Origin of the sequence: Bacillus sp. F2HM (assembly GCF_019266135.1) — a bacterium.
Taxonomy (GTDB): domain Bacteria; phylum Bacillota; class Bacilli; order Bacillales; family Bacillaceae; genus Bacillus; species Bacillus safensis.
The window spans coordinates 75,932-102,304 of sequence record NZ_LRMO01000002.1 but is presented as its reverse complement, the minus strand read 5'-3'; the positions used below and the strand labels follow the sequence as shown (position 1 = coordinate 102,304).

The window sequence follows — 26,373 nt, the reverse complement described above, 5'->3', positions numbered from 1 at the left end:
CTCCGACATTCTAGTCTAACCTCACTATTTTAACAAACGATTGCACAGGAGGGTTTTATTTTCAAGAAAAAAGAAAAATCTGAATGATCAGTTAAATTATAAAAACACCTGAAAATCACGATAGATCATAGGAAAGACAGACTTTCTCTGTTTATTTTCTCCAATCATACCAACAGATTTTCCTCAGCTCATTCCTTCGAATAACTGCTTTGCCTCAAAATAAAAGATTTGAACGAATTTCTTCGTATTGACTCTGCCTGTCGATCCTGAGGGAGAAGATGTCTTCTGCATTTCTTTCATTCTTTGGCTGACATCGGTAAAATCGAAAAACTTCGACGCGTAGTGCTCAAACTTAGGATTTGAGAAATCTGTTAATCCTAGTGAGGCAAAATGATTCAAGGAATGATGAATAGCTCGTCTAATCCGCTGCTCCGCCGCTTTCACTTCCCGCATCACCTCTACATCGGTTGCACCATGATCCAGTTTTCTTTCTGCTGTTTTGATAAACAGCTGCTTTAGCGGCGGGAAATTGACCTCATGAGAATTGGCTGACTGTGTTTCATGTAAGTAGATGAGTATCTCCAGTAAATCCTTAGAGCCGCTCTCGCCGACAATTCCAAGCTCAGATAAGAGAAATTCCCCAGCCTCTTTCATCGTTCTTCTCTTCGCCCCAACGCCCGCACCTTGAGAAATCACCGGCTCTAATGGCAGCACGTGACGAAGAGAGGCTTGTATATCGTAAATCGATTTTTCCAGCTTGATACGCTCCATGACTTTTCGAATCACACTGACGATTTCAATGCGATTGACAGGCTTATGGATATAATATTCAATCCCTAGTTCATAGGCTTCTGCCATCATCTCTTTCGCTTCTACTTGGGAAATCATAATGACCTTGCCTTTGAATTCAGGGTGGATATGGCGAATGGTTTGAATGCCATCTCTAGCAGGCATTAAAAGATCAATCAAAAGGATGTCTACTTTCTTGAGGTTCAGGGAATGTGCCTCTAATCCAACTCCGTCACCCGCTTCATCTACGACCTCTCCCAAATCCTCATCCTCTATGATTTGACCTAAAATCGAGCGTATTGCACGATCATCATCTGCAATGAAGAATCGCATACACTCACCCTCTCTGTATTAAATTTTGTATAGGAAGTACAAGCAGAAAAGCTGCACCTTTTGTTTCTTTTGGTTCGATTTGAATATGACCGCCAAGCTCTTGAACCAGCTCTCTCACATAGGATAAGCCAATCCCTGTAGACGGTGTTCCAAATGCATCAAATTTGGAGGTATACCCTGGATCAAACACAATCTCTCTCATTTTTTTAGGAATCCCTGGTCCGTCATCTTCAATCCGAATCTCTATTTTATCATGACTTCCTTTCAATTCGAGTGAGATCATCCCGGTATCTTTTATTGCTTCGACTGCATTGGCCATTAAATTATTAATCAGCGATAAGAAAATAAACACATGATAATCATGCAGATGAATGCCCCTTATATCAGATGTAAAGGAGATGTTTTTCCCAAGAGATAAAGCATACTTCTCTTGAATGCGGATCACAATTTGTACAAGCTCTTCCGCCTTCATATAGTCTTGCATATTTTCCTTCGAAATCAGCTTTGAAAGCCCAGCATAAATACGCTGATTATCCTTTTTCACTTCATGAATTTCTCCTGCGAGCTTTAACAGCTCCTGACTCACTTTTTTCCCTGCTTCGTGTTCATGCAGCAAACGATAAAGCCGGTATGATTCCTGCGTAATATGCTCTGTATGTTTTAACGTTTTCTTTAAATGCACCGTTTCTTCATATAAATTCGAAATGACCATCATCATATGCTCATTTTGTTTCATGATCTGCTTTTCTCTTGATTGAGCCTCATACAGCTTCATCATATTAAAAAAACTGATCACCACAAAGCTGTGAGCAAACGCAATGAAGAACATATCGCTCAGCTTTGATAAGGTCATCGTTGTATCAAACACTAAGAATTGTACAAACAGCTCGACAAAATCAGCAACTAATTCGATCATCAGACCGATGATCCCAATGAAAATGGAGCGCTGTTTAAAGCGTCCCGTACGGACGGCAAAAAACAGGAAAGCATAAGTGAAATAGAAAAAGAAGCTTGGGAATTGCTGATAAAATGATGAAGCCAGATCAGCATTCTGCTGAATCAAATCTAAGCCTACCCGAAAAAGCACAATGGCTGCGCCTGTTAAAAATCCCGGCAATAGCGGTCTAGATTTTCTTAAGAGTAATAAGCAAAAGAAAAACGCAGGTGCGCCAAAGCTGATGCGAAACGTCTCATTCACAGGATAAAACTTCAGCTCTCCTGCAAGCGGCACAATGACCATCATAAAAATTAAAATGAATGCGTCCTTTTTGACAAGCTGATTTAAACTCAAATGACTGACATCCCTTCCCCTGTTTGCATAGCCACAGTATACAAGGAGACTCTTTTCTCCACAATGTACAAAAAAATAATTTTCACTGCTCCTTTTATCCTCAAAATCCTTTTTTATGACTATTCTCCGGGGCAGCAAGGTGACCTTTCAGCTATTCAGTGTTTTGATCATTGACGACAATAATAGGAATTGTTTAGACAATCATCGACAGACTGATTTTTATTTGTAAGTTTTTCTGTAGATTTACGTCAGATTGTGTAGTTTCCAAGATAAATTGAATGAACAATTTTAGTGAAACTATATGTAAGCGTTTTCTGAATTTTCACTAAAAACCCTTTTTGTTTTTCCGCCGACAATGCCTTCATTTGTACATATATTTAGGTGTAAAGGAGTGGTGCAAGCAGCGCATGACAAGTTCTTTGAAGATGTGTAACATGTTTTCGTGCCTATTTGATCGCATTTTTTGTCATCCGCCAATTCAATAGGGTACTTTTTGATTTTTGATTGGAGGAATCGTATGAAAACAGCAATTTCTAAAAATACACAACACGCATGCCAGTCTTCTGTTGATCAATGGGCAGAAGAAATACGTCCGTATTACACAAATGGGCAGAATGCTGGCTACATTCCAGCACTTGGAAAAGTGAATTCCTCTCAACTTGGTATCAGCGTGATAGGCCCAGATGGATCATCTGTACGATATGGTGATTGGGACGTTCCCTTTACCCTGCAAAGTATCTCAAAAGTCATCAGCTTTATAGCTGCCTGTTTAGGAAGAGGCGTACCTTACGTCTTGGATCGGGTAGATGTAGAGCCAACTGGTGATGCATTTAATTCCATCTACCGTCTTGAGATGCATAAACCAGGGAAGCCCTTTAATCCAATGATTAATGCTGGAGCTATTACCGTATCCTCCATCCTTCCCGGAAAGACTTCTACAGAAAAGCTAGCATATATTTTCGATTTAATCGAAAACTTAATAGGTAAGCGTCCTTCTGTTAATGAAGAGGTTTATCAATCAGAATGGGCAACTGCGCACCGCAACCGTGCTCTTGCTTATTACTTAAAAGAAACCAATTATTTAGAATCAGATGTCGAAGAGACATTAGAAGTGTACCTAAAGCAATGTTCCATCGAGGTCACAACTGAGGACATCGCCTTGATTGGACTAATTATTTCAAGTGATGGCTACCATCCCTTTAAACAAGTCCAAGTCATCCCAAAAGATATCGCAAGACTAACAAAGGCATTGATGCTGACATGCGGCATGTATAATGCATCTGGTAATTTTGCTGCTTTCGTAGGCGTACCAGCGAAGAGTGGTGTGTCTGGAGGAATTATGGCTTGCGTTCCGCCAAGCGCAAGAAGAGAATTTCCGTTTCAGACAGGCTGTGGAATCGGTATTTATGGTCCCGCCATTGACGATTGTGGTAATAGCATTACCGGTGTCATGATGCTGAAAAAGCTCGCCAAAGAGTGGGATCTCAGTATTTTTTAAAAAAATAGGATGAATTAGAAGAGGTGATGTTATGAATGATTTATTAACAACAACAAATGGTTATCTATGGTCATATATTATTGTTGCACTATTAATTCTTGTCGGTCTTTATTTCACATTCAGGTCTCGTTTCCTTCAAGTGCGTATGCTTAAGGAAATGGTGATCGTTCTGAAAGAAGGAACAAACAAACAAAAATCTGGCGTATCGCCATTCCAAGCCTTTGCTATTAGTATGGCGGCTCGGGTTGGAACTGGGAACATTACTGGGATTGCGATTGCAATTGCCATGGGTGGTCCGGGTGCTATTTTTTGGATGTGGCTCCTAGCCATTATCGGTTCCGCGTCAAGCTTTGTTGAAAGTACGCTTGCCCAAGTGTATAAAGTAAAAGATGCATCAGGCTTTCGCGGTGGTCCCGCTTACTATATTGAAAAAGGCTTAAAGAAACGCTGGATGGGGATCTTGTTTGCTGTATTAATCACCATTTCTTTCGGTATTGTCTTTAATGCTGTACAGTCGAACACTATTACCATTGCTTTCGAAAATTCATTTGGTACAAATCGTTTGGTCGTAGGCGTCATTATGGCTATCGGATTTAGTATCATCATTTTCGGCGGGGTCAAAACGATTGCCAAGATGGCAGAATACATTGTGGTCTTCTTAGCTGTCGCTTATATTGGTATTGCTCTTTTTGTCATGATTACAAACATTACTGAACTGCCTGGTGTGGTCAAGACTATTATTTCACATGCATTCGGTATTGAGCAGTTTGCAGGAGGTACCATGGGTGCCGTCATTATGGAAGGGATTAAACGGGGTCTATTCTCAAACGAAGCTGGGATGGGTAGCGCACCAAACGCTGCTGCAGCTGCCGTGACGACCCACCCTGTAAAGCAAGGACTGATCCAAGCATTTGGTGTCTTAATTGATACTCTGATTATTTGTACAAGTACTGCCTTTATCGTCCTTTTCTCAAGTGCATATAAAACGACAAAATTAACAGGTATTGAGCTCACTCAAGCATCTTTGAGTGAACACATCGGTCCTTGGGCTTCTGGTGTTCTTGCCATTATGGTTTTCTTATTTGCGTTTAGTACGCTAATCGGGAATTATTACTATGGTGAAACGAACATTGAATTTCTTAAATCAAGCAAAGCATGGTTGATTGGATACCGTATTGCGGTCATTGCCATGGTTTTATTCGGTGCTGTAGCAAGTGTTCCTTTTGTTTGGAATCTTGCCGATCTGTTTATGGGCTTAATGGTCATCGTCAACCTCATTGCCATTACCATGCTATCTAAAGTCGCCTTTGCAGCATTAAAGGATTATTCACGGCAGAAAAAAGAGGGGAAAGATCCAGTCTTTTATAAAAATGCCGTTCCAAACAATGAGAACATTGAATGCTGGGATGATGAACCTGCTCCGTTGAAAAAGAATCATATCGGGTAAATCACAAAAGCTCTGGTCCCCTGACCAGAGCTTTTTTCTTTAGATCAAAAATTCGAGTATGAGTTTGTTCACCACTTCTGGCTTTTCATGATTGATCCAATGAGAAGCATCATCGACAAAAATCAGTTGGCCATTAGGGCAAATCTTTATCGTTTCCTTTGCCAGTTTTCTGCTTAAAAACTTGTCTTCCATCCCCCAGATCATGCGAACAGGTACTAAAATACGTGTAGATATCGGCTTTTCAAAGCCGCCCTTTTTAATGGCACGATACCAATTCAGCATGGAGGTCAAGGCGCCTGGCTGCGTCCAAGCCAGCTTATAGCTTAATATATCTTCTTTCGAGAACAAATGTGGTCTTGCCGTCAGTCCGATGGCTTCATCCAGTTTTTGAAATTGATTTTCTTGGAGTGCTGCCTCTGGCACATTCGGAAGCTGAAAGAAAGCAATATAGGAGCTTTTCTTCCACTGTGGCGGATAAAATGGAAGGACCTTCATCATGACCCGCGGATGCGGCATATTGACAATGATTAATTTCTCGACATATTGAGAACGGGTTGAAGCCAAATGCCAAGCAACAGCTCCGCCCCAGTCATGTCCGCCGACAATCGCCTTTTGGTTCGGGCTCAGCGTCTTGATCAAACCCACAATATCATCTCTCAGTTGATCTAATACGTAGGATTCGACTCCTTCTGGCTTGTCACTTAGATGGTAGCCTCTTTGATCAGGAACGACAACACGATAGCCTGCCTCAGCCAAGGGGATGATTTGATTTTTCCAGCCGTACCAAAACTCAGGAAACCCGTGGAGCAGCACAAGCAGCGGGCCATTTTCCGGTCCAGCCATTGCTGTATGAAGTGTTACACCATTTGTTTGGATTGATTGAAACTCAATTTGTTCCATTCCTTTGCCACCCTTCTCCTTGTCCTTTTATTCTTCCAACATAGCATATTTTCCATTTTTCAGAAAATAAAAACACTCACAAAAAAACCTTCACTATGGTGAAGGCCTTTGTTCTCTTCTCAGCGTGATAGAAAACCTTTGCAGCCCTAGGAAGGGCGAGTACCGGAGCGGAGCGAATTGGGCATTCGTGAGCACCGGCACGCAGACCTGACACAGAATGCGAGGGTTTGTCTACACGCTGAACCTTCACACTGGTGAAGGTCTTCGTCTATTTCATATAATTCAGAACCCAGATCAACCCATTTTTCCGGTCCTGTACTTGTCCGTGAAGTGCGCCAAAGAAGGTATCCTGTAATTCGACCAGTACATCTCCATCAGCTTCCAGCGCTTCATAGACAGCCTTTAGTTCTTCTTCATTGTCAAACTGCATGATCAATCTCAGATTCTCTGGCTTTGGTGTACGTCCAAATGTATCTGAAAAATGAAGCAGTGATTCCCCAAGGTGCAATTCAGCATGCAGGACACGGTCTTGATGTTCATTTAAGATCTGAATATCCCCACCAAAAATCCCTTGATAATATTGAAGAGATTCTTTCACATCTTCTACAACAATATAAGGACTAACACTAATCATACCCCTCATCCTCCTCTTGTTCCGTCCATCATCTCTTTTATAGCTTATCCCAAATCGTATGAAAAAAGGCACAAATCGTCAACGGATTTGCACCTTTTTCTCATGAAGATTTCGCTAATTCACTGTGTTTGTTTGAATACGCTGCGTACATGACGACACCGATTAACAGCCAAACCCCAAAGTAAAGCCATGTCCGGCCTGGTAAGTTGAGCATAAGGAACAAGCAGCAGCCCATTGAGATAATCGGCAAAACCGGCACAAAAGGAACCCTAAAGCCCCTCTCAAGCTGCTGATGTGTCTTTCTCAAAATAAGCACAGATAAACTAACCATGGCAAACGTTAATAATGCACCGATATTCGCTAAGTTGGACAGATCCTTCAAATCAATAAAGCCTGAAATAACAGCTGTCATTCCGCCAATCATCCATATGCTAGCAACAGGCGTATCGCTTTTGTTTGTTTTTGAAAACACTTTAGGCAAAAGTCCGTCTCGGCCCATCGCATAGGCAATTCGAGTTGCTGCATAATTATTGGCGAAAATCACAGCCATCAATCCAATGACCGCACCAACAGAAATAATACCAGCCACGCTATTTTGATGTACACTTTGCAGGACATAGGACATAGCCTCTGTGACATTCAGCTTTGTATAGTGCACCATGCCTGTCATGACCAAACAAACGACAATGTAAATGATCGTACAAATAAGTAATGAACCTATAATCCCAATTGGCAGGTTCCGCTGCGGATTTTTCACCTCTTCTGCTGAAGCAGAAATCGCATCGAACCCTAAAAAGGCAAAAAATACAGCGGCAGCACCGGCAATGACGCCTTCTGCACCAAACGGCATAAAAGGCTGCCAATTGGCTGGCTGTACATAAAAGCCGCCTACTACAATGAAAAGAACAATAATACCGAGTTTCACAAACACCATGATATTATTAAATTTTTTACTTTCCTTCGTTCCTCTAGATAAGATCCACGCAATTAGTAAAGCAATGATAATCGCCGGCAAATTCATATATCCGCCTTGCTCCGGCCCCGCTAAGAATTGATGCGGAATCGAAATTCCAAATCCCTCGAGCAGGCTGTTGAAATAACTCGACCAGCCGCTGGCGACAGCTGAAGCAGTCAGCATATAGACAGATAATAAGGTCCATCCCATTAAATGACCTACAAGCTCGCCCATGGTCGTATATGAATAAATGTATGCACTGCCGAATACAGGAAGCGCTGAAGCCATTTCTGCATAACAAAGTGCTGCCAAACTGCACACAATGGCTGCAATCGCAAAGGAGAAAATGACAGCCGGTCCTGCATCTTTAGCCGCTGTAATACCAGTTAACACCATAACCCCTGTACCAATCACTGCCCCTATACCAAGAAGCGTGAGATCGAGCCCGCCCAGCGTTTTCTTTACCTTTTGCTGTCTGCTCTGTTCCAACAAATCGTGAACGTGTTTCTTACGAAGAATATGTCGCAAACCCTTTCCCTCCAAAACGTTAGAAAAACAAAAAATCATTCAAATTTCATTATAGCAGAATAGGTACTAAGCATTCACAACCAATTCACGTAAATCTTTCTTCATGATTTTACCAAGCTTGTTTTTTGGCAGTTCACTGATGAAATGAATGGATGGCACTTTGTAATCTGCCAAACGTTCCTGACAATAGTTCACCACATCTTCTTCGCAGAAATCGGCGGATTCGTCTTTTACGATATATGCACTTGGCACTTCACCATATAATTCGTCCGGCACCCCGATGACAGCTGATTCAATCACACCTGGAATTTGTTCAATGACTTCTTCTACTTGATCAGGATAGATATTATCTCCGCCGTATAAAATCACATCTTTGTATCTGCCTGTGATAAATAGAAACCCGTCTTCATCTAGATAGCCTGCATCTCCCATATGGAACCAGCCATCTTTGAGCACCTTCGCAGTAGCGTCAGGCTGATGATAATAGCCTAAGAAATAAAATGGGCTTCTCATGACGACTTCGCCAATTTCTCCAGCTGGCAGTGTTTCCTCAGTCTCAGGATGAACGATTTTCACTTCTACATCTGGATCCACTTTACCAGCAGAGCCCATTTTATCCTCGCCCATCGCAGGATGCCACGCACTGACAACCCATGCTTCCGTGCTTCCGTAGCCATGCATCATCTGAATGCCTGCTTCTTTGTAGTCCTTAATCAAACGGACCGGCACCTTCGTACCGCCAGAAATCGCAATTTCAAAGGATGAAAGGTCATACGAACCGCGCTTCATTTCTTCCAGCATGTACGTATAAGCTGATGGGAAAGCCATCATGAACGTTATTCTTTCTTTTTCGATCGTTTCTAAAATGCGCTTCGGTGTTGCATCATGTAAGAAAACAAGTGTATACCCTTCAATGGCAGCAGCGATCAGATGATTAATTGAACTCATATGATAGAGAGGGTGACTCGCCAAGTACCGTTTCCCTTTCAAGTCAAATCCTCGATTCCCGCGTCTTGTTAAAAATTGATAGATTCGTCCATGTCCCACCATACAGCCTTTTGGATTCCCCGTTGTCCCAGAGGTAAATAAGATCATCGCTAGATCCTCTTCTGATACCTCTTCCGCAAGATCACTGCCATCGTTTGAAGCCAATATGTCTTCAAACAGCTGCGTTGTTTTCGCATTTACACCAGATTCCACCATGAGACAGTTGTCTAAAGACACATTCACCGCAGCAATCATGTCACGGAATTCTCGGTCAAAAAATAAAGCCTTTGGCTCTGCTTTTTTCAAAATACCTTCCAGCTCAAAAGAAGTAAGCTGCCAGCTCAGCGGAACTGCGACTGCACCTGCTTTAATGGCTGCCAGCATAATCGTTGAAAAGTGATGATGGTTTTGACAAATAAAGCAAACGCGGTCACCTTTTCGAATTCCTTTTTGATGTAAGTAATGAGCAAGCTGGTCGATGCGTTTTGCATATTCTTCAAATGTATAAGACACCCCTCCGCCAGTTACCGCCTCAATTTGTGAAGAGCGTTCCATTCTGTCGTTTAGTAATGCCTGTAAAGTATTCAATATCTTCATCTCCAAACGTTTGATTTCCAATAGCCAATTTCCAGCGAATTGGGTTGGCAGATTTTATCTCATTCACATTCTAAAATAAAAACAGCTGAAAGTAAAATCATTTCATTTTGGAATTGTTCTTTATATTAATTGATAATATAGGTAATTTTATAGCCGTCTTCCATTTTGGTTTAAATCATGTTGATTATTATGATAAGATAGACCTAGTAATTGATCGGAAATGCGAATGCAATAGGAAAAGAGGTATGGAGAATGCAACATTTCGAGCTAGAGGCAAGTTTGTTAGACCATGCACTGACAAAGTATTTAAAGGCGACGAAACAAATAGATGAAGAAAATATTCCGAAAAACGTCACGAATGTTAAAGGGTTTATTTTACGTATCATCTACCGCCATCAATCATGTACTGTGAAAAATATTCTGCAGGAAGTTTCATTATCTCCCTCTGCAACAACAACCGCTCTCAATCACTTAGAAGACGAAGGGCTGATCATCCGCTCTCGAAATAATAATGACCGCCGTACTGTGTGGATTGAACTCTCTGAATCGGGTGAACAAATTGCTAAACAAATGATCGACAATCGCCAGCTGCTTGTGAATCAATTGTTCAACCACCTTTCAGAGGAAGATAAAAAAACATTTTTTGAATTAATCGAAAAAATGATGGACAAGCACACATTAAAGGCTTAGGAATACTCCTAAGCCTTCTTTTTATGGCTTTAAAACGACCTTTATACAATCATCCTGTTTGTCATTGAAGATGTGGTACGCATGAGCAGCTTCATCTAATGGCAATTTGTGAGTAATAATCGCTCTAGGATCAATTTCACCGCTTGTCACTTTTTGATAGAGCTTTGACATGTATCCTCTCGCCGGGGCTTGGCCCATTTTCAGGGTGACGTTTCTTGCGAAAAAAGCGCCTAATGGAAACATGTTGTACAGGCCGCCGTACACACCCGTCATCTGCACTGTTCCACATTTGCGAACGGCTTTTGTGGCAATTTGAATGGGTCCGATCGTTCCGCCTTGCAACTTGAGCTTTTGCTCAATTTTTTCAAGCGGCGACTTCTTTCCGTCCATTCCCACACAATCAATCACAACATCGGCTCCGCCCTTGGTGAGCTCCTTTAACGTTTCTCCCATGTCGGGATCTTCTGTAAAATCAAAGACTTCCACGCCGTTCATCCGTTTTGCATGCCGCAGGCGGTAATCAATGTAATCGACGGCAATCACACGTTCTGCCCCTTTTTGCCAAGCAAATTGCTGCGCCATTAACCCAACAGGTCCGCAGCCTAGCACGATGACCGTATCGCCTTTTTTCACACCTGCGTGCTCTACACTCCAATAGGCGGTTGGCAGGACATCTGATAAGAAGAGCAATTGTTCATCCTCCAGCTCGCAATCATCTGGGATCTTAAACGGGGTATAGTTGCCAAAAGGTACGCGTAAATACTCTGCCTGTCCTCCGGGGTAATTCCCATATTTCTCACTATAGCCAAAAAGTCCACCCGAATCGTAGTGCGGGTTTGAGTTGTCACATTGACTTTCTAAGTGATGATCGCAATATTGGCATTTACCACATGCAACTGTAAATGGAATGACGACACGGTCTCCCTTTTTTACGGCTGTGACATCCGGGCCAACTTCCTCCACAATCCCCATTGGTTCATGCCCAATCACATAGCCGATTGGAAGCGGGAAATTCCCCTGATACAAATGTAAATCTGATCCACAAATTGCTGTTGATGTAATACGTATGATCACATCTTCCCGATCTTGAATCGACGGTGCATCTACTTTCTTCACTGCAATGCTATTTTTCCCTTGATAAGTAACAGCCCTCACATGCCCTTCCTCCTTTAGCTCAAGTCATTTTTACTTAGCTTCACCTTGAATGAATGGTTCATTCATCAAATGAGAAATTTATGTGGAGGAGGCAAAAAACCAAAAAAAGCCTGTCGATTGTTTCGACAGACTCATGATGTCGTGTAACGCGTTACACAATTATTCCTTTTCAACAAAAAACAAATCATATTGAGTGGAAGTCTCCCGATTGAACATGAAATTCCCTTCTTGAATAAAATAGGGACATATACTTGGGCTTGGGGATTCTTCAAACTGCTCATACACCTGCTCAATTTCTCCTGGAAGCAGCAAAACCAACATTTTATTTGAATGAGACACAAATTCATAAGAGTGAATCGTATCCGGCGGGATATAGGCAAAGTCACCCGGCATCAAGCAAATATCCTCTCCGTTCAAATGAAGGTTCATCTTCCCTTCCACACAATAGATTGCTTCTGTATGAACTTGATGATAATGCGGCGGGAAATATTTCTCCTTCGCTCCTTCAACCACAAAATGACTGAATCCGCCTCCTGTTGTTTCTACTGTTGCAATCAGTTGATGAATCTGACCATCAATGATGTATTGCTTCCCTTCACCAGCCTCTAATACATAAGGCTGTACCTCGTGAGGAAGCTGACTATGAAATAAAACGGAGGGCCTCGTTGTATTAGACAGTTCTCTGATTCCATGCATCAGGATGATATCGCTTTCTTTTTCAGCCTGCTGAAAACTGGATGCATCGAAAGCATGATGAGTCATAGACCATTCATTCTGAAAAAGCCTCTTCCCAATTTGCTGATAGACATCTGTCATTTTTCCGCCCAGCGTATATGAAATAAATCTTGTTTTATGACTATGCATTCTGTAGCCATGAATCGTTTTGGGCGGGATATGAATATAATCAAAGGCTGTGACCATGTATTTTTTACCGTCCAGCATCACTTCAAGCTTTCCTTCCAGCACAAAAATGGTTTCAAATAAGTGCTCATGACAGTGCAACGGGAAATAAGCTCCTTTCCCACCTGTGATTAAGGCAAGCTCAAACAGCTGATTCGTTTGATTTGCTTCTGCCAGCATATGAACAAGCTGATTCTCCAGCCCATACAGCTTTCCGGAACCAGACACGGTATAAAAAAAGGTACCTTCGGATTGCTTCATCGATTGCGGTTGCTCCGACATCCCATCACTCCTCATGACAAATTGACTATCTATATTATATAGACCAATTGATATAATAGATAGACAATATGCGAGAGATTTTACTCTTCTCGCATAAATAAGTGTCTAAGGTAACTTTTTACGTGTTCTAAAGGGGTCGTTTGTTTGAGTGCAGTGGTCATCGATAAACCCCCGATGACCATTGAGTGAAGGAGAGAAGCCAGCTCATCCGCTTTGTTTTCTTCATACCCGCTGTTCATTAGCTTTTCTTTTACAAGCTCCTGCCAGCGGATCATTTCTTGTTTGCATGCAGCATGAAGCTGCGCGTTTTCAGGCTTGGACTCTGCCGCAAGCAAGACAATTGGAATCCCTCTTTCACTTTCTTTCTCCATAAATCCTCGAATGATCTTGGTCATAAAACGATCGATGGCGATATATGGGTCATCCGAATAGGCAAAGCCTTCTTCAATTTGATTGATGACCTTTTGACTAATGTATTCAACAGATGCAATGGCCAGCTCTTCTTTTCCATTTGGAAAGTAATAATAAAGAGAGCCTTTAGGTGTGCCGCTCTCTCTGATAATTTGATTCAATCCTGTCGCATGGTATCCCTGTTTACGTAAAAGAAGTGCTGCCGTTTGAATGATTTTGTCCTTCGTACTCACGTGTGACACTCTTTTCCCTCCATAGACCAAAGTCGCTTATCATGCGTTATCGATTTAATTGACTAGTTCCTTTCCAAATCGAGGATGTCTCCATTTCCGCCGCAAGCCTGAGCAGCCAGTCCTCTTTTCCTTTAGGTGCTGTCACCTGTACCCCTAGAGGCATGCCCGCACTAGTAAGATGAACAGGAACACTCATTGATGGCTGACCTGTTAAGTTGGCAAGCTGTGTAAATGGGGTGTAGGTCAAGCTCTTGAGGAACATGTCATAAATCAGATCCTGCTGTGCTTGCATGGAAAGAGATGACACACGTAAAAGTGCGGCTGTTTCCTGATCTGAATGCATAAGCTCACCTACCTTTGGAGCTGAATAGGCAGTAGCTGGTGTCACATAGAGATCGTAGGTTTGATGAAATGATGCCATTTGTGCAGCAGCCCGATCCCACGCATCAAGACTTTCTGTATAAGCAGCAGCGGTCACATTCTTGCCAGCCTCCGCCAGCACCCATGCCACGATGTCCGTTTCCTCCGGCTTTACTGGACGCCCTAACGAACGAGCCAAGGAAGTGAATAACGCAGACATTTCTCCGCTGTTCATCACGTAATATTGCTGCATGAGATGAATCCCATCAATTTCCGGCTTGGCTTCCTCTACTTGATGACCTTGCTCACTCAGCCATTTCACTGTTTGCTGAACCGCCTGCTTCGCTTCCTCACTGACCTTCGTGCCAACTGGAGATTCTACGCTGTAAGCAATTCGCATAGAAGATGTACGTTTCGCCAGATCCTCTTGGTAACTGCCATCGTATAACGGAGTTTGGAAAGCAGCTTCAGGCTGAATGACTTGAAGAAGATCAAGAAGGGCTGCACTGTCCCGTACTGTTTTTGTAAGTGTAAAGTCGATGGAAGCCCCTTGCCACTGCCTTCCTGCGCCTGGGCCTACTGGCGTTCTTCCCCGCGTAGGCTTAAGGCCGAACAAACCGGTAAAGGATGCTGGAATCCGGATGGAACCACCGCCATCACTTGCTCCGCCAGCAGGTACAATGCCGCTTGCAACAGCTGCTGCTGTCCCGCCGCTTGAGCCTCCCGGAGAATAGTCTGTATTCCAAGGATTTCTCGTTGGACCATGTAACGCAGGCTCCGTCACATTTCTTAAACCGAATTCCGGTGTATTTGTATGTCCGATCATGAGAAAACCAGCCTGCTTCAACCGATCAACAAAGTGCGAATCCGAATTTGCTTTTACATCCTTTAACAGCAAAGCTCCTGCTGTCAGCGGTTCATTTTTTATCCCTTGTGATATATTTTTCAGCACAAACGGAACGCCCGCAAATGGCTGATACTCATGTAACTCCTTGATGTCTTTTAAAACTTGTTCTTGTCTCGTCCGTATCACAGCGTTTAGTTCTGGATTGACCTCATTCAATCTATCAAATGCCGCCTGCATAAGCTCCTCGGGCGTTACCTGCTTATTCCGCACAAGTCCTGCCAAGCCAGTCGCATCATACGTCATATACTCTTTTACGTTCATCAGCATGTCCTTCTTTCTCTTATCATGATGTCTCTATTGTCTACTAGAATTCTATGAATTTCAATTTCAGGTTACTTGTAAAAATAACTTTCTGAACAAGACGACAATTCTACTATCCCATCCCTCTGCTTTCTCCGATATAATAGAGAAAAAAAGACCGAGGTCATCGGATGAGAGGAGCCACGCATTGAAAAAGAAATTACTTATCGTCATTGCGTTTCTTCTTGCGTTGACAACTGCTTTGCCCTTCCATTCGCAGGCAGCTGCACCGCCAAAAGAAACAGATGTCATCATCGTCTATAAAAATCAAAAAGGAAAACAAACAGCTATTGAGGAAAGTGAGAAAGTGAACGCACAGTACATACATCTTCCCGCTGTCGCTGTGACAACAGATGAACAAGCGGTCACCTCACTCAAAAAAGACCCAAACATCGCTTACGTCTCAAAAAACGTAAAGGTCAAACTCGCGGCTTCTACTGTAAAGAAAACAGCCGCTGCAACTAATCAGGATGCATTGGTACAAAAATCTTACAATCTGCAAAAACTAAATATCAAGCAAGCAATAAAAGAAGGCGTCACTGGTAAAAATGTAAAAGTCGCCGTATTAGATACTGGCATTTTCTCACACGAGGATTTAAAGGTAGCCGGCGGTAAATCATTCGTGAACTACACATCCTCTTATAAAGATGATGAAGGACATGGCACACATGTCGCCGGCACGATTGGTGCGCTTAATAACGATTATGGAACAGTCGGCGTCGCTTCCGGTGTGAAGCTGTATGCTGTGAAAGTGTTAGATAAAAAGGGAGAAGGCGACCTGTATAGTTTGCTTCGAGGCATCGATTGGGCGATTACCAACAAGATGGACATTATTAATTTAAGTTTAGGCTTTGAAGACAATATCCCCATCTTGCGTTCAGCAGTAGATGAAGCCTATAAAAAAGGACTGCTTGTAGTCGCTGCAAGCGGAAATGATGGGAAAAAGAATGATATTAGCTATCCTGCCGCTTACAATAGTGTCATTGCCGTTTCTGCAACAACTTCCAAAGACAAACTCGCGTCTATCTCGAATACAGGAAAAGGGATTGAATTTTCTGCCCCTGGCGAGAACGTCATCAGCACTTATTTAAAAAATGAATATTGGTATGCAACGGGGACATCACAAGCCACGCCGCATGTCACAGGAATGCTGGCACTGTTAAAGCAGCTTCATCCGAAGAAAACAAATGCACAGCTTCGCACTTTATTGCGCAGCTATACAGTGGATCTTGGTGCAAAAGGGAAGGATCCGCAATTCGGCTATGGCCGCGTGCAATATGTGCCGCAATCCACCTTTTTAAAGGCTGCGGCCAGTGCTGTCAAAACAGCCGAAACATCTAAAAAGCAGGCAGATGTCAATCAAGCCAAAACAAGAATTGGCCGGCTCACTGCAAGCAAGCAAAAAACAGCACTCACAGAACGGGTGAAGAAAGTCCAAGCAGCCATTGATATCCGCTCGGCACGTGCAAAGGTCAAAACAGCCGAAAAGAACAAAACACAGGGCGCTATTAAAAGTGCTCAAACGGCCATCAAAAAACTAAATAAAGGCAAAGAAAAAACAAGCCTGCAAAACCGGCTTGACAAGGTCAAAAAACAAGTCGCTTATCAAAAGAAAGTGACGGACGCTAAACAAAAGGTCAAAAAAGCGGAAGCCAAACGAACAAAGAAAACAAAAGCAGCGGCTCAAAGCGCTGTCAAACAGCTAAAAGCCTCCAAAACAAAAACCAATTTACAAAAACGATTAAACCGTATTAAGGTCTAACAGAAAAAACGATTCCTTTCAGCGAGGAATCGTTTTTTCTATCTCAACATCGGCTCAAACAAGCTGTGATGATATTTCCCTTCGGCATCTGCCCTCACTTGATCGAGAATTTTTTCTATCGAAGACGTCACGCCTTCTAATGCCCGGCGTACTGCGCCGTTCTCAAAATCCGCTAAACTCTCCGGCAATTCATCTTCATCCAGTACATAGACTTCACCAGTCGGAAGAACGAGAAGATCAATAATGAGGTCTTCAAACATGACAAGCTGGGCGTTGAACTGTGTATCTCCCACAATATTAAAATAAGATCCTAGTTCCTTCCCTTGATCATCTCTCCAGAAATATATGTTATATGGACGATCCTTCCAATAATAAGCGGTCGTATAGCTCCCTTTTGGAATGGTTAGAAAACCAGCACCTGCCCTCATCGTAAACGGGTCTTCAATCTTATGAAACAGCACAACCTGCTGTCCCTGTGCATCTAACAGCTGACAGGTATGTTCCACAACTTTCTGATCGTATTTGATTTTTCTCTCGATGACTTCATCCCAACGATCCACATGCAGCGAAAACAATATGTCACAACTCCCTCTAAACATCTCTTTTCTTTCCAGTATACACCGATTTTTTCTGAAGAAATAAAGGATTGCCTCATTTACTTATGGAAGCCCTATGATGAGGTGAAAGAAATGAACGATTCTTGAAAACTTTACACAGCTTGGACAAATCATCCTCATGATTTGCGGCTATGTCCTTTATTGGCGGCTGGTGAAAACGAAGAAAGAACGAAAGCTGTCTCCTTATGAACGCATGTTAAAACTCTTTGTCATGTTCGGTTTCATCTCGTGGGTGGTATCCTATTGGGCGCTGGCACTGTGGGCGTAAATTGAAAAAAGGAAGAGCTTGTCATGGAGGTAAGCTCTTCCTTTTGCTGCACGTTACACTATGAACCTGCCGGCTGTTCTTTCTTGATCACATATTGATAGCTCTTGACATGTGTCCCATTTTGGTTCACAAATTCTTTATCAAGCGCACGCTCAAAGCCCATTCTTTCATATAGGCGAATGGCGGCCTGCATTTTATCAGATGTATGAAGATACAGGACATTTTCGCCCCATGATTGCGTCAGTTCAATACTTTTACGCAGCAATGATTCTGCAATGCCTTTTCCCCTCACATCGGGATCTACTCCTAAAAACCGGACGATGGCTGATGTAATGCCCATTTCGGGTTTGTCATACGCTTGCTCTGATGACCGGAACATTTGAAGCGTCCCCACGACTTTGCCGTCATGTTCCGCCACAAGCATCAGCTCCATGTTCGGATTATCTACAGCTGCTGCAAGCGCGGCAGAATAATTTTGCCAGCCTTCCTCTGTAAATTGCGGCTCATACTGTGCATAGGATTTGATCAGCACGCGTGTGATGGCCTCATGATCTTCTTTGACTGCTTGACGAATAATCAGCTCTTGCTGCTTCATGTCAGCACCTCCTGCTCTCTATTAGTGGGTATACGTATCATGCAATCACTGCATGCGATCACCTTACTCTTTTCTCTACTCATTCAATGTAAAGAGTCTCATTCGAAAGATCAATCATTTTGCACGGAATCATCTCTGAAAATTTTTCATTGAAAAGGAACGCTTGATTCATTATGCTGTGTTGAGGAAGTATACGAGGAGTGTTGTCATCATATGAGTTCTTTATCCTATCCCCAAGAATCGAAAAAAAATCGATTTCTCCTTGCCGCATTGCTCGGATCTTTAACAGCCCTTGCTCCGCTGGCAATGGATATGTATTTACCTGCTTTACCTAATATCGCCCGTGACTTTGAAGCAAGCACGGCGCTTTCTCAGTTAAGTCTCATGGCTTGTTTGATTGGACTTGCTCTTGGACAGCTGATTGCAGGTCCAATCAGTGATACAGTCGGCAGAAAAAAGCCGCTCATGATTGGATTGATCATTTTTATTGCAGCATCCCTTCTTTGTACAGTGGTCACATCGATTTGGACGTTCATTCTTCTTAGATTGATTCAAGGACTTGCTGGTTCAGCTGGCATTGTCATTGCACGAGCCATCGTACGAGATCATTATGAAGGATCAGAAATGACGAAATTCTTTGCACTGCTGATGTTAGTCAACGGGGTTGCTCCGGCAGCGGCACCTATCGTGGGCGGACAAATGTTACGGTTCACGACGTGGCAGGGTGTGTTTGTTCTTCTAGGAATCCTTGGAGCGCTAATGCTCCTAAGATCAATGTTTTCATTGAAAGAAAGCTTACCTGCGGAACGCAGACAGACTGGGGGCTTCAAACAGATCCTAGGTGCGATGAAAATTCTAGCGAGCGATCGTCTCTTTGTTGGATATGCCCTATCACAAGGTCTTGTCTTCGCAGCAATGTTTGCCTATATTTCTGGTTCACCGTTTGTGCTTCAGGAGATTTTTAACCTTTCTCCACAAGGATTTAGTGCGGCCTTTGCGGTAAATAGTCTTGGGATTATCACGGCTGGACAAGTATTTGCCCGAGTCGCTGCGAAAATCGGTGAAGAGAAAGTTCTTCGTATTGGATTGCTGACAGCTGCATTAGGGGGAGTCACTTTATTTTTCATGATCTCAATTGATGCAGGATTGTACGGTATTCTGATTCCGCTGTTTTTTGTTGTCTCAAGCGTTGGAATTGTCGGCACATCTGCGCCGTCTCTTGCGATGCAGCATCACGGAGCGCATGCAGGAAGTGCAGCTGCACTGATCGGTGTGGCACAAATGCTGCTAGGCGCTTGCATGACCCCTCTTGTCGGACTAGCCGGAAGCCAAACAGCTTTTCCAATGGGTCTAATCATTATGCTTTGTGATCTAGGCGCACTTTGCTGTTATTTCTTCTTTGTGGCCCGAGCGAAAAAAAGACCCGCATGAGCGGGTTTTTTCATTTATTATGGCTTGCTCCAATTGATGGTGCGGAACACGTTACTCTCGTCATTGTTGTGATATGCATCTAAATCAAAGCCTGATATTCCAAAACCAATTGCCATGACAATTCCTCCGGCAACGGTGAAGATGATCCCCCATTTGATGCATTGCTTTTTTAAATCATTCACGTTCATACTCTCACGACCTTCTTTTTAAACATTCCCATGAATGCCTTAGTGGTTTGAATAGTCATTTGCACAAATAGCTTTGTCAAATACGCTGTGGCTATGCCGCTTAATAATCCGACACCTAATAGAAGAATACCAACGCCAACCTGCGTCACCACCACATGCAAACCGTCCTGAAAAATAAATGGAGAACCAATGATGCTCCAAAAACCGCCGAGCAGACCAGTAAGCGTCAATGCACCTGTCACGAGTGGAATGCACCAAATCACCATATACACAGAAAGAATCAGCAGGAAGACTGTTGCTAGAATACTGCCCCATAACGGAAAGCCTAAAATGAGAATGGAGAGTCTCGTCGCCTTTTCTCCAAACGTCGGCACCTGAACGGTTTTTATTCCTTGTTCCTTCATAATCCATTCAGCGATCATAGCAGGCTGCCCGACTTGATGAACCGCTTCCTCTTCACTGTAGCCATCTTCCTGATAATCCTCAATCATTTCATCGTAGTATTCGATAAACCGATCACTATCTTTGTCACCTAGAAGATGCAGATGCTTCTTTAGGCTGCTCAAAAATTCTTTTTTATTCATTGCCCTGTCCTCCAGAAATAAAGTCGTAAATCGCCATCACCTGATCCCATTCCTCTAAAAACTGCGCCATATGCTCCCGCCCGCTTTCTGTCATGCGGTAGTATTTTCTTAATCGACTGTTATGTTCCTGGGAATAGGTCTCCACATAATTGTTTTGCTCTAAACGCTTTAAAATCGGATATAATGTCGATTCTGAAATCTCAATACAATGGGACATATCTTTAATGATTTGATAACCATAGGAATCGCCTTTCTTTAATACCGCCAGTACACAAAATTCCAGTAATCCTTTTTTTAATTGTGCATTCATGTTTACAACTCCTAACTCTTTATACTATACATTACATAGTATTGTGTGACAAGAGGTATAGAGAATAAAAAAAGACCCTTTTTCGGGTCTTTTAGCTCTTTGTCTTCTTTTCAGCGTGATAGAAAACCTTTGCAGCCCTAGGAAGGACGAGCATCGGAGCGGAGCGAATTTACATTCGTGAGCACCAGCGCGCAGGACTGACAAAGAATGCGAGGGTTTGTCTACACGCTGAAAGACCCTTTTTAGGGTCTTCTCATTTTTATATATTTACAAATCCTTCTCCGAACACATCGCGTACGTCATGGACAACAACGAATGCGTCTCGATCTATTTTCTTAATAATTTTCTTAAGGCGCATGAGCTCCTGCTTTTGAATGACCGCGTAAAGAATTTCCTTCGATTCCTTTGAATAATGACCGCGTCCGTTTAAAATCGTTACGCCTCGGTCCAGGGTGTGATTGATTTCTTCCGCAATATCATCTTTGCATGAAGAAATAATCGTCACTGCCTTTTTCGTGTTAAGTCCTTCTATCACGAAGTCCATCACCTTTGTCGCCACGTACAGCATCACAATGGTAAACATTAATTTTTCCGCACCAATAATAAAGTATGAAGCAAATACAACGATCAGATCAAAGAACAAGATGGCATAGCTCACGTTCCAGTCTAAATACTTGTTGGCAATTCTTCCGAGAATGGCAGAACCCGCCGTTGTTCCACCGGCTCTGAGCACAAGACCAATCCCAATTCCGATGATAATTCCTGCAAAAATCGCTCCAATAATCAATTCATGAACATTCACAACCCATGTTGTGGTCAGGTGCAAAAATAGAGAGTTACTTGCAACGGCAACCACCGTATAAATCGTGGTCTTTTTGTCCAAGTATTTATATCCCACAAGTAATAAGATGGCATTCAATACAAGGTTCGTCAGCCACGGTGCTATTTCAAACAAATAATAAAAAATAATGGACAGCCCCGTGACGCCGCCTTCACCAAATTCAAGCGGAATGACAAACATGTTCACTGCTGCGGCAAATAAAAAAGAACCAACTAGAATCATCGCTATATCTTTTACACATTTTTTCAATTTCTTCTTTCCTCCTTTTTTGAGCATATAAAAAACCCTCTTTCTGCACGAAAGAAGACAGTCGTTGGACAACATAAAAATCAAAAGACGGCGCCTTTTGATGAAGCTTTCTGAAATCAATCTTTCCATAATATATATCTCTTTTTAGAGGCTGTCAATGACTTGGTTTTCTATTATTTTGACTGCATTTTTATGCATCAAAACCCGCATGTTTTCAGGGTTTTTCCGCCCTACGATGCTTTTTCCTCTCCTTGACAAAAACACTTTAGTCATTTAAACTACTGCCTCATATCATATCCATCATTTCCGATCTAAAAAGGAGGCTGTTTGATTCCGATGAATCCTATTCAAAGCCGTTTACAGGCTCACGCACCTTTGATTTTAGACGGTGCATTAGCAACAGAGCTTGAACGAAAGGGCTGTAACTTAAACGATCGTTTATGGTCAGCCAAAATACTTATTGAACAGCCACAATTAATTCAGCAAGTACACTTGGACTACTTCCAAGCAGGTGCTGACTGTGCAACAACCGCCAGCTACCAAACAACGATTGAAGGCTTTGCTGAAAAAGGCTATTCAAAAGAAGAAGCGATTGAACTCATGAAACGCTCTGTCACTTTAGCGAAAGAGGCACGTGATCTTTTTTGGCAGGATGAAGCGCGTCGTGAAGGACGGACAAAACCATTTGTTGCTGGATCTGTAGGGCCATTCGGCGCTTATTTATCTGATGGTTCAGAATATAAAGGAAATTACGGACTCTCAGAGCAGGCTCTCATTGATTTTCACAGACCAAGAATTCAGGCATTAGTAGAAGCGGGTGCAGATATTCTTGCATGCGAAACGATTCCTTGTCTGATTGAAGCAACTGCTATTGCAAAGCTGCTGCAAGATGAATTCAGCGGGGTATCTGCTTGGATCACATTCAGCGCAAAGGATGGCCTGCACATTAGTGAAGGTGATTCCATACGAGAATGTGTACAGGCGCTTGAGCCTTATGAACAAATCGCTGCTGTCGGTGTGAACTGTACGTCGCCGCAATTTATCACTTCTCTCATTCAAGAAATGAAAAAGGGAACGAGCAAACCGATTGTGGTATATCCAAACTCAGGTGAAATATATGATCCTGAAGAAAAGGTATGGAACGGAGATACGTCTCATCTTACTTTTGGCGAATGTGCGCATCAATGGTACAAAGACGGCGCGCATATCATCGGCGGCTGCTGCCGCACGACTCCAGAAGATATCAATGACATCTTAAAACGAACCACATCATAGCATCATGAATCATCACACATACTTCTAAGCAAAAGGGCGGGAAGACATGGAACAAGCAAAAGATCAGTCACAACAATATGAACGAAAAATGACGAGCCGGCACCTGTTCATGCTTTCTCTAGGCGGCGTCATTGGAACAGGGCTCTTTTTAAGCTCGGGGTATACCATCAATCAGGCCGGACCTGCGGGAACCATTCTTGCCTATCTTGTCGGGGCTTTAATTGTCTACCTCGTGATGCTTTGTTTAGGCGAGCTGTCTGTCGCAATGCCGGTCACAGGGGCTTTTCATACGTATGCAACAAAATACATTGGACCTGGTACAGGCTATACGGTCGCTTGGCTATACTGGCTGACGTGGACAGTGGCACTCGGTTCGGAATTTACAGCGGCAGGACTATTAATGCAGCGCTGGTTTCCAGACACTTCGGTTTGGATGTGGAGTGGCGTTTTTGCTCTTCTCATCTTTTTACTGAATGCATTTACAGTCAAGTTTTTTGCAGAATCAGAGTTTTGGTTTTCCAGTATTAAAGTGATGGCTATTATTCTCTTTATTATTCTTGGCGGAGCTGCCATGTTTGGTTTGATCCCATTAAAGGGCGGCGAGGCCGCTCCGTTCTTTTCTAATTTCACTGGCGAAGGCGGACTTTTCCCAAACGGCTTTTTACCGATTTTAATGACGATGCTTGCTGTCAATTTTGCTTTTTCAGGTACGGAGTTGATTGGGATTGCTGCGGGTGAAAGCGTCAATCCTGACGAGACCATTCCAAGAGCAATTCGCACAACAGTCCTGCGTCTCGTGCTGTTTTTCGTTGGAACGATCGTTGTGTTGGCTGGCTTGATTCCAGTAGAAGAAGCCGGGGTGATCAAAAGCCCATTTGTCGTGGTATTTGATCGTATCGGGATTCCTTATGCCGCAGATTTCATGAATTTTGTCATCCTGACCGCAATCTTATCTGCCGCAAACTCAGGATTATACGCATCATCTCGTATGCTTTGGTCGCTTTCTGAGGAACGGACACTTCCTAAAAAACTGGCGAAGCTGACGTCAAAAGGCATTCCTTTGAATGCACTCATTTTAAGTATGATCGGTGGTATTCTTTCTTTGCTATCAAGCGTGATCGCACCAGAAACGGTATACCTTGTCCTTGTGTCAATCTCTGGACTGGCCGTTGTGGTTGTATGGATGGGGATTGCTGCCTCACAGTTTATGTTTCGGAAAAGATTTTTACAGGAAGGCGGACAGCTTCATGATTTATCCTTTCGAACACCGCTCTATCCAGTAGTTCCGATTGCAGCCTTCCTCCTATGTCTTGCATCTGTCATCGGCATTGCCTTTGATCCAAATCAGCGGATTGCCCTCATCTGCGGCATTCCTTTCATTGCGCTCTGCTATGCTGCCTATTACGTGACAGCTTGGATTCAGAAAAAACGAGAAAAACCTGGTGTATAAACATCAGGTTTTTTCCATCTGACAAAAAAGGATATCACTAGTAAAAGAAGCACACTTTGGTATATGATAGGAATCTATGATTTTCAGGATGAACCAAGGGAGTTGTCGTGAATATGGAAATGACCATTACAAGAGCATTAAGTGAACTGAAAATGTTAGATAAAAGAATCAACCGAACCGTTGATGAAGCCGTACTTGGTGGATTGATGATCGGGAAACATATACAGCACGGATTTCAGAATCAAGAAGAGATTGAGAAAAAGGCAAAGGCTGATGATCAATCGATTCGATCTTTAATCAAACGCCGGAATGCCATCAAATCAGCCATCGTTGTATCAAATGCGACAACAACGATTGATGTGGCGGGTGTCCGTATGACGGTGGCAGAGGCGATTGAACGAAAGACGTCGATAGACTACGATATTCGTTATTTACGGAAAATGAAACAGGTGTACAAAGAGCTGGTCGACAAAGCTGAACAAACGAATGAAGATGTGAAAATGAGACTTGATCAGCATTTAGAGACCTTGTTTGGGAAAGATGGAAAGACCCAAGCGGCTGCCAACCAAGAGATCGTGAAGTCTTTTCTAGCTGAAAATGAGGCGGTGATCATCGATCCGCTTCGCCTTCGAGTGAAAATTGAACAGCTTTCGAAAGAAATTGAAGATTTTCAAATGGAAGTTGATTTTTCCTTGTCTGAAAGCAATACACTAACGAAAATACAGATCGATTAATTGATTTTGTTAGTGAGCCGAAAATCGATAGGACTAAACACCTCCGAGGGAAAGGTCATTCCCTCCTCATCTGATGATCATCTTAGGATGATCCTTGATAAAAGCTCAAAGCTGAACGTTCAAGGATCAAAGTTCAAGTGTGAAAGTTCTTATCTATCAAAGCTCAAGATGAAAAGTTAAACGCTCGATCGAATCTGGGAATAACGGCTGATGAGTGTTTGTTTATCGACTCTTTCGGTTGCCGCCCAGCAGGTTTGCTAACAAAAAGAAAAGGATGTCACCTGATGACATCCTTTTTTCTATGAGATTAGTAACGTGATGTATATGCCAAATGGTACACACTTGTGACATTTGAAGATAGTTTGATGTCGTTTGACGTGAACGTCACTGGAACGATATCGTAGTAATGTGTTGACCAGCCTGCATTATTGTATGATTGGTAGCCTGCACCTGCAGGAACTTGAAACGTCAGTGAAAACTGTCCATTCTCGTCTGTTGTGCCTGTCGCTGTTTGAGCATATGATTTGATGGCTGCTTCAAAATAAAGCTTGATCGGCTGATTAGGCATGAGGTTTCCGCTTGCATCTTTTAGTGTCCCTTTAAACGTAGCTGGATAATAAGAACCCACGCGATATTTACTGCCATAGCCGTAATTCACTATTCCACTATCGGCTGCTGTGACACTTGTTACTTCTACTGATGCTGGTACTGCCCCTGTTTCTTCAGCATGTGCAAAGCTTGGGAATACGAGAAGCAATGATAGAAAGAAAGCAAACATGATTTTTTTCATCGATAAATCCTCCTTTTTTTTCCTACTATATTACTATCGACATTAATTGGTATATTTCCAGTTAAAAACAAAAAAACATCCC

At 42.7% G+C, this 26,373-nt stretch carries 26 protein-coding genes; 9 read left to right on the top strand and 17 right to left on the bottom strand.

What is annotated here, in order from left to right; translation table 11 throughout:
- Window positions 1-183 precede the first annotated feature (183 nt).
- Window positions 184-1,122: a response regulator gene (locus AWT60_RS02445; RefSeq protein ID WP_041106214.1), complete on the bottom strand. Its 939-nt coding sequence runs from the start codon at window positions 1,120-1,122 to the stop codon at window positions 184-186.
- 4 nt (window positions 1,123-1,126) lie between these two features.
- Entirely contained in the window at window positions 1,127-2,413 is a 1,287-nt protein-coding gene (locus tag AWT60_RS02440; RefSeq protein ID WP_076840665.1) for an ATP-binding protein, read from the bottom strand.
- Window positions 2,414-2,930: 517 nt separating this feature from the next.
- On the opposite strand from AWT60_RS02440, the gene AWT60_RS02435 reads away from it, so the two are divergent.
- Window positions 2,931-3,911 carry a glutaminase gene (locus AWT60_RS02435; protein WP_076840664.1) on the top strand — a complete coding sequence of 327 codons (981 nt, stop codon included), beginning with the start codon at window positions 2,931-2,933 and terminating at the stop codon, window positions 3,909-3,911.
- Between the two features lie 31 nt (window positions 3,912-3,942).
- On the top strand, window positions 3,943-5,358 hold the full coding sequence (locus AWT60_RS02430) for an alanine/glycine:cation symporter family protein (protein WP_041106210.1): 1,416 nt from the start codon (window positions 3,943-3,945) through the stop codon (window positions 5,356-5,358).
- Between the two features lie 39 nt (window positions 5,359-5,397).
- Here the strand turns inward: AWT60_RS02430 and AWT60_RS02425 are convergent, their stop codons facing one another.
- The 4 genes from AWT60_RS02425 to AWT60_RS02410 all read right to left on the bottom strand — a co-directional run bounded on the left by AWT60_RS02425 (window position 5,398) and on the right by AWT60_RS02410 (window position 9,950).
- Entirely contained in the window at window positions 5,398-6,258 is an 861-nt protein-coding gene (locus AWT60_RS02425) for an alpha/beta fold hydrolase (RefSeq protein ID WP_041106207.1), read from the bottom strand.
- A gap of 268 nt (window positions 6,259-6,526) precedes the next feature.
- Entirely contained in the window at window positions 6,527-6,892 is a 366-nt protein-coding gene (locus AWT60_RS02420) for a VOC family protein (protein ID WP_025092526.1), read from the bottom strand.
- A 100-nt stretch (window positions 6,893-6,992) separates the two neighbouring features.
- Window positions 6,993-8,375, bottom strand: a complete 1,383-nt coding sequence (locus AWT60_RS02415) for an amino acid permease (protein WP_041106205.1) — start codon at window positions 8,373-8,375, stop codon at window positions 6,993-6,995.
- 66 nt (window positions 8,376-8,441) lie between these two features.
- A complete protein-coding gene (locus AWT60_RS02410) occupies window positions 8,442-9,950 on the bottom strand; it encodes a class I adenylate-forming enzyme family protein (RefSeq protein WP_218676859.1) in 1,509 nt (502 codons plus the stop codon).
- A gap of 261 nt (window positions 9,951-10,211) precedes the next feature.
- Between AWT60_RS02410 and AWT60_RS02405 the strand changes: the two genes are divergently transcribed.
- Window positions 10,212-10,649, top strand: coding sequence for a MarR family winged helix-turn-helix transcriptional regulator (locus AWT60_RS02405; protein WP_076840662.1), 438 nt, complete (start codon window positions 10,212-10,214; stop codon window positions 10,647-10,649).
- Between the two features lie 21 nt (window positions 10,650-10,670).
- Here AWT60_RS02405 and AWT60_RS02400 read toward each other — a convergent pair whose 3' ends face one another.
- From AWT60_RS02400 to AWT60_RS02385, 4 genes are all read right to left on the bottom strand, one after another.
- Window positions 10,671-11,804, bottom strand: coding sequence for a zinc-dependent alcohol dehydrogenase (locus AWT60_RS02400; RefSeq protein ID WP_076840661.1), 1,134 nt, complete (start codon window positions 11,802-11,804; stop codon window positions 10,671-10,673).
- Between the two features lie 159 nt (window positions 11,805-11,963).
- Window positions 11,964-12,986 (bottom strand): quercetin 2,3-dioxygenase, encoded by a 1,023-nt coding sequence (locus AWT60_RS02395; protein WP_076840660.1) that lies wholly within the window; start codon window positions 12,984-12,986, stop codon window positions 11,964-11,966.
- Window positions 12,987-13,066: 80 nt separating this feature from the next.
- The gene (locus AWT60_RS02390) at window positions 13,067-13,639 is read right to left on the bottom strand and encodes a TetR/AcrR family transcriptional regulator (protein ID WP_024424384.1); all 573 of its coding nucleotides are present in this window, start codon (window positions 13,637-13,639) and stop codon (window positions 13,067-13,069) included.
- Between the two features lie 37 nt (window positions 13,640-13,676).
- Complete coding sequence (locus tag AWT60_RS02385) at window positions 13,677-15,158, bottom strand: amidase (protein WP_218676858.1); 1,482 nt, start codon at window positions 15,156-15,158, stop codon at window positions 13,677-13,679.
- 187 nt (window positions 15,159-15,345) lie between these two features.
- On the opposite strand from AWT60_RS02385, the gene AWT60_RS02380 reads away from it, so the two are divergent.
- Window positions 15,346-16,959, top strand: a complete 1,614-nt coding sequence (locus AWT60_RS02380; protein WP_256928174.1) for a S8 family peptidase — start codon at window positions 15,346-15,348, stop codon at window positions 16,957-16,959.
- Window positions 16,960-16,997: 38 nt separating this feature from the next.
- On the opposite strand, the gene AWT60_RS02375 is transcribed toward AWT60_RS02380, so the two are convergent.
- A complete protein-coding gene (locus AWT60_RS02375) occupies window positions 16,998-17,558 on the bottom strand; it encodes a ribonuclease FAU-1 family protein (protein WP_218676857.1) in 561 nt (186 codons plus the stop codon).
- A 136-nt stretch (window positions 17,559-17,694) separates the two neighbouring features.
- On the opposite strand from AWT60_RS02375, the gene AWT60_RS02370 reads away from it, so the two are divergent.
- Window positions 17,695-17,844 carry a hypothetical protein gene (locus tag AWT60_RS02370; RefSeq protein ID WP_204305226.1) on the top strand — a complete coding sequence of 50 codons (150 nt, stop codon included), beginning with the start codon at window positions 17,695-17,697 and terminating at the stop codon, window positions 17,842-17,844.
- A 58-nt stretch (window positions 17,845-17,902) separates the two neighbouring features.
- On the opposite strand, the gene AWT60_RS02365 is transcribed toward AWT60_RS02370, so the two are convergent.
- Window positions 17,903-18,439 (bottom strand): GNAT family N-acetyltransferase, encoded by a 537-nt coding sequence (locus tag AWT60_RS02365; protein ID WP_041106188.1) that lies wholly within the window; start codon window positions 18,437-18,439, stop codon window positions 17,903-17,905.
- A gap of 213 nt (window positions 18,440-18,652) precedes the next feature.
- Here AWT60_RS02365 and AWT60_RS02360 point away from each other — a divergent pair, with 213 nt between their 5' ends.
- Window positions 18,653-19,870: a multidrug effflux MFS transporter gene (locus AWT60_RS02360; RefSeq protein WP_218676856.1), complete on the top strand. Its 1,218-nt coding sequence runs from the start codon at window positions 18,653-18,655 to the stop codon at window positions 19,868-19,870.
- 17 nt (window positions 19,871-19,887) lie between these two features.
- Here the strand turns inward: AWT60_RS02360 and AWT60_RS02355 are convergent, their stop codons facing one another.
- The 4 genes from AWT60_RS02355 to AWT60_RS02340 all read right to left on the bottom strand — a co-directional run bounded on the left by AWT60_RS02355 (window position 19,888) and on the right by AWT60_RS02340 (window position 22,042).
- Entirely contained in the window at window positions 19,888-20,058 is a 171-nt protein-coding gene (locus AWT60_RS02355) for a hypothetical protein (protein WP_164512186.1), read from the bottom strand.
- Window positions 20,055-20,642, bottom strand: a complete 588-nt coding sequence (locus AWT60_RS02350) for a DUF1700 domain-containing protein (RefSeq protein WP_218676855.1) — start codon at window positions 20,640-20,642, stop codon at window positions 20,055-20,057. Before AWT60_RS02350 ends, AWT60_RS02355 begins: the two co-directional genes overlap by 4 nt.
- Window positions 20,635-20,952 (bottom strand): PadR family transcriptional regulator, encoded by a 318-nt coding sequence (locus AWT60_RS02345; protein ID WP_024424392.1) that lies wholly within the window; start codon window positions 20,950-20,952, stop codon window positions 20,635-20,637. Before AWT60_RS02345 ends, AWT60_RS02350 begins: the two co-directional genes overlap by 8 nt.
- Window positions 20,953-21,211: 259 nt before the next feature.
- Entirely contained in the window at window positions 21,212-22,042 is an 831-nt protein-coding gene (locus tag AWT60_RS02340; RefSeq protein ID WP_024424393.1) for a YitT family protein, read from the bottom strand.
- A gap of 336 nt (window positions 22,043-22,378) precedes the next feature.
- Between AWT60_RS02340 and mmuM the strand changes: the two genes are divergently transcribed.
- The 3 genes from mmuM (at window position 22,379) to AWT60_RS02325 (ending at window position 25,501) form a co-directional block, all read left to right on the top strand.
- A complete protein-coding gene (mmuM, locus tag AWT60_RS02335; RefSeq protein ID WP_087976343.1) occupies window positions 22,379-23,317 on the top strand; it encodes a homocysteine S-methyltransferase in 939 nt (312 codons plus the stop codon).
- A 46-nt stretch (window positions 23,318-23,363) separates the two neighbouring features.
- Window positions 23,364-24,767 (top strand): S-methylmethionine permease, encoded by a 1,404-nt coding sequence (gene mmuP, locus AWT60_RS02330; RefSeq protein ID WP_218676854.1) that lies wholly within the window; start codon window positions 23,364-23,366, stop codon window positions 24,765-24,767.
- A 113-nt stretch (window positions 24,768-24,880) separates the two neighbouring features.
- On the top strand, window positions 24,881-25,501 hold the full coding sequence (locus tag AWT60_RS02325) for a hypothetical protein (protein WP_087976297.1): 621 nt from the start codon (window positions 24,881-24,883) through the stop codon (window positions 25,499-25,501).
- 307 nt (window positions 25,502-25,808) lie between these two features.
- Here AWT60_RS02325 and AWT60_RS02320 read toward each other — a convergent pair whose 3' ends face one another.
- Window positions 25,809-26,291, bottom strand: a complete 483-nt coding sequence (locus AWT60_RS02320; protein ID WP_041106180.1) for an Ig-like domain-containing protein — start codon at window positions 26,289-26,291, stop codon at window positions 25,809-25,811.
- Window positions 26,292-26,373 lie beyond the last annotated feature (82 nt).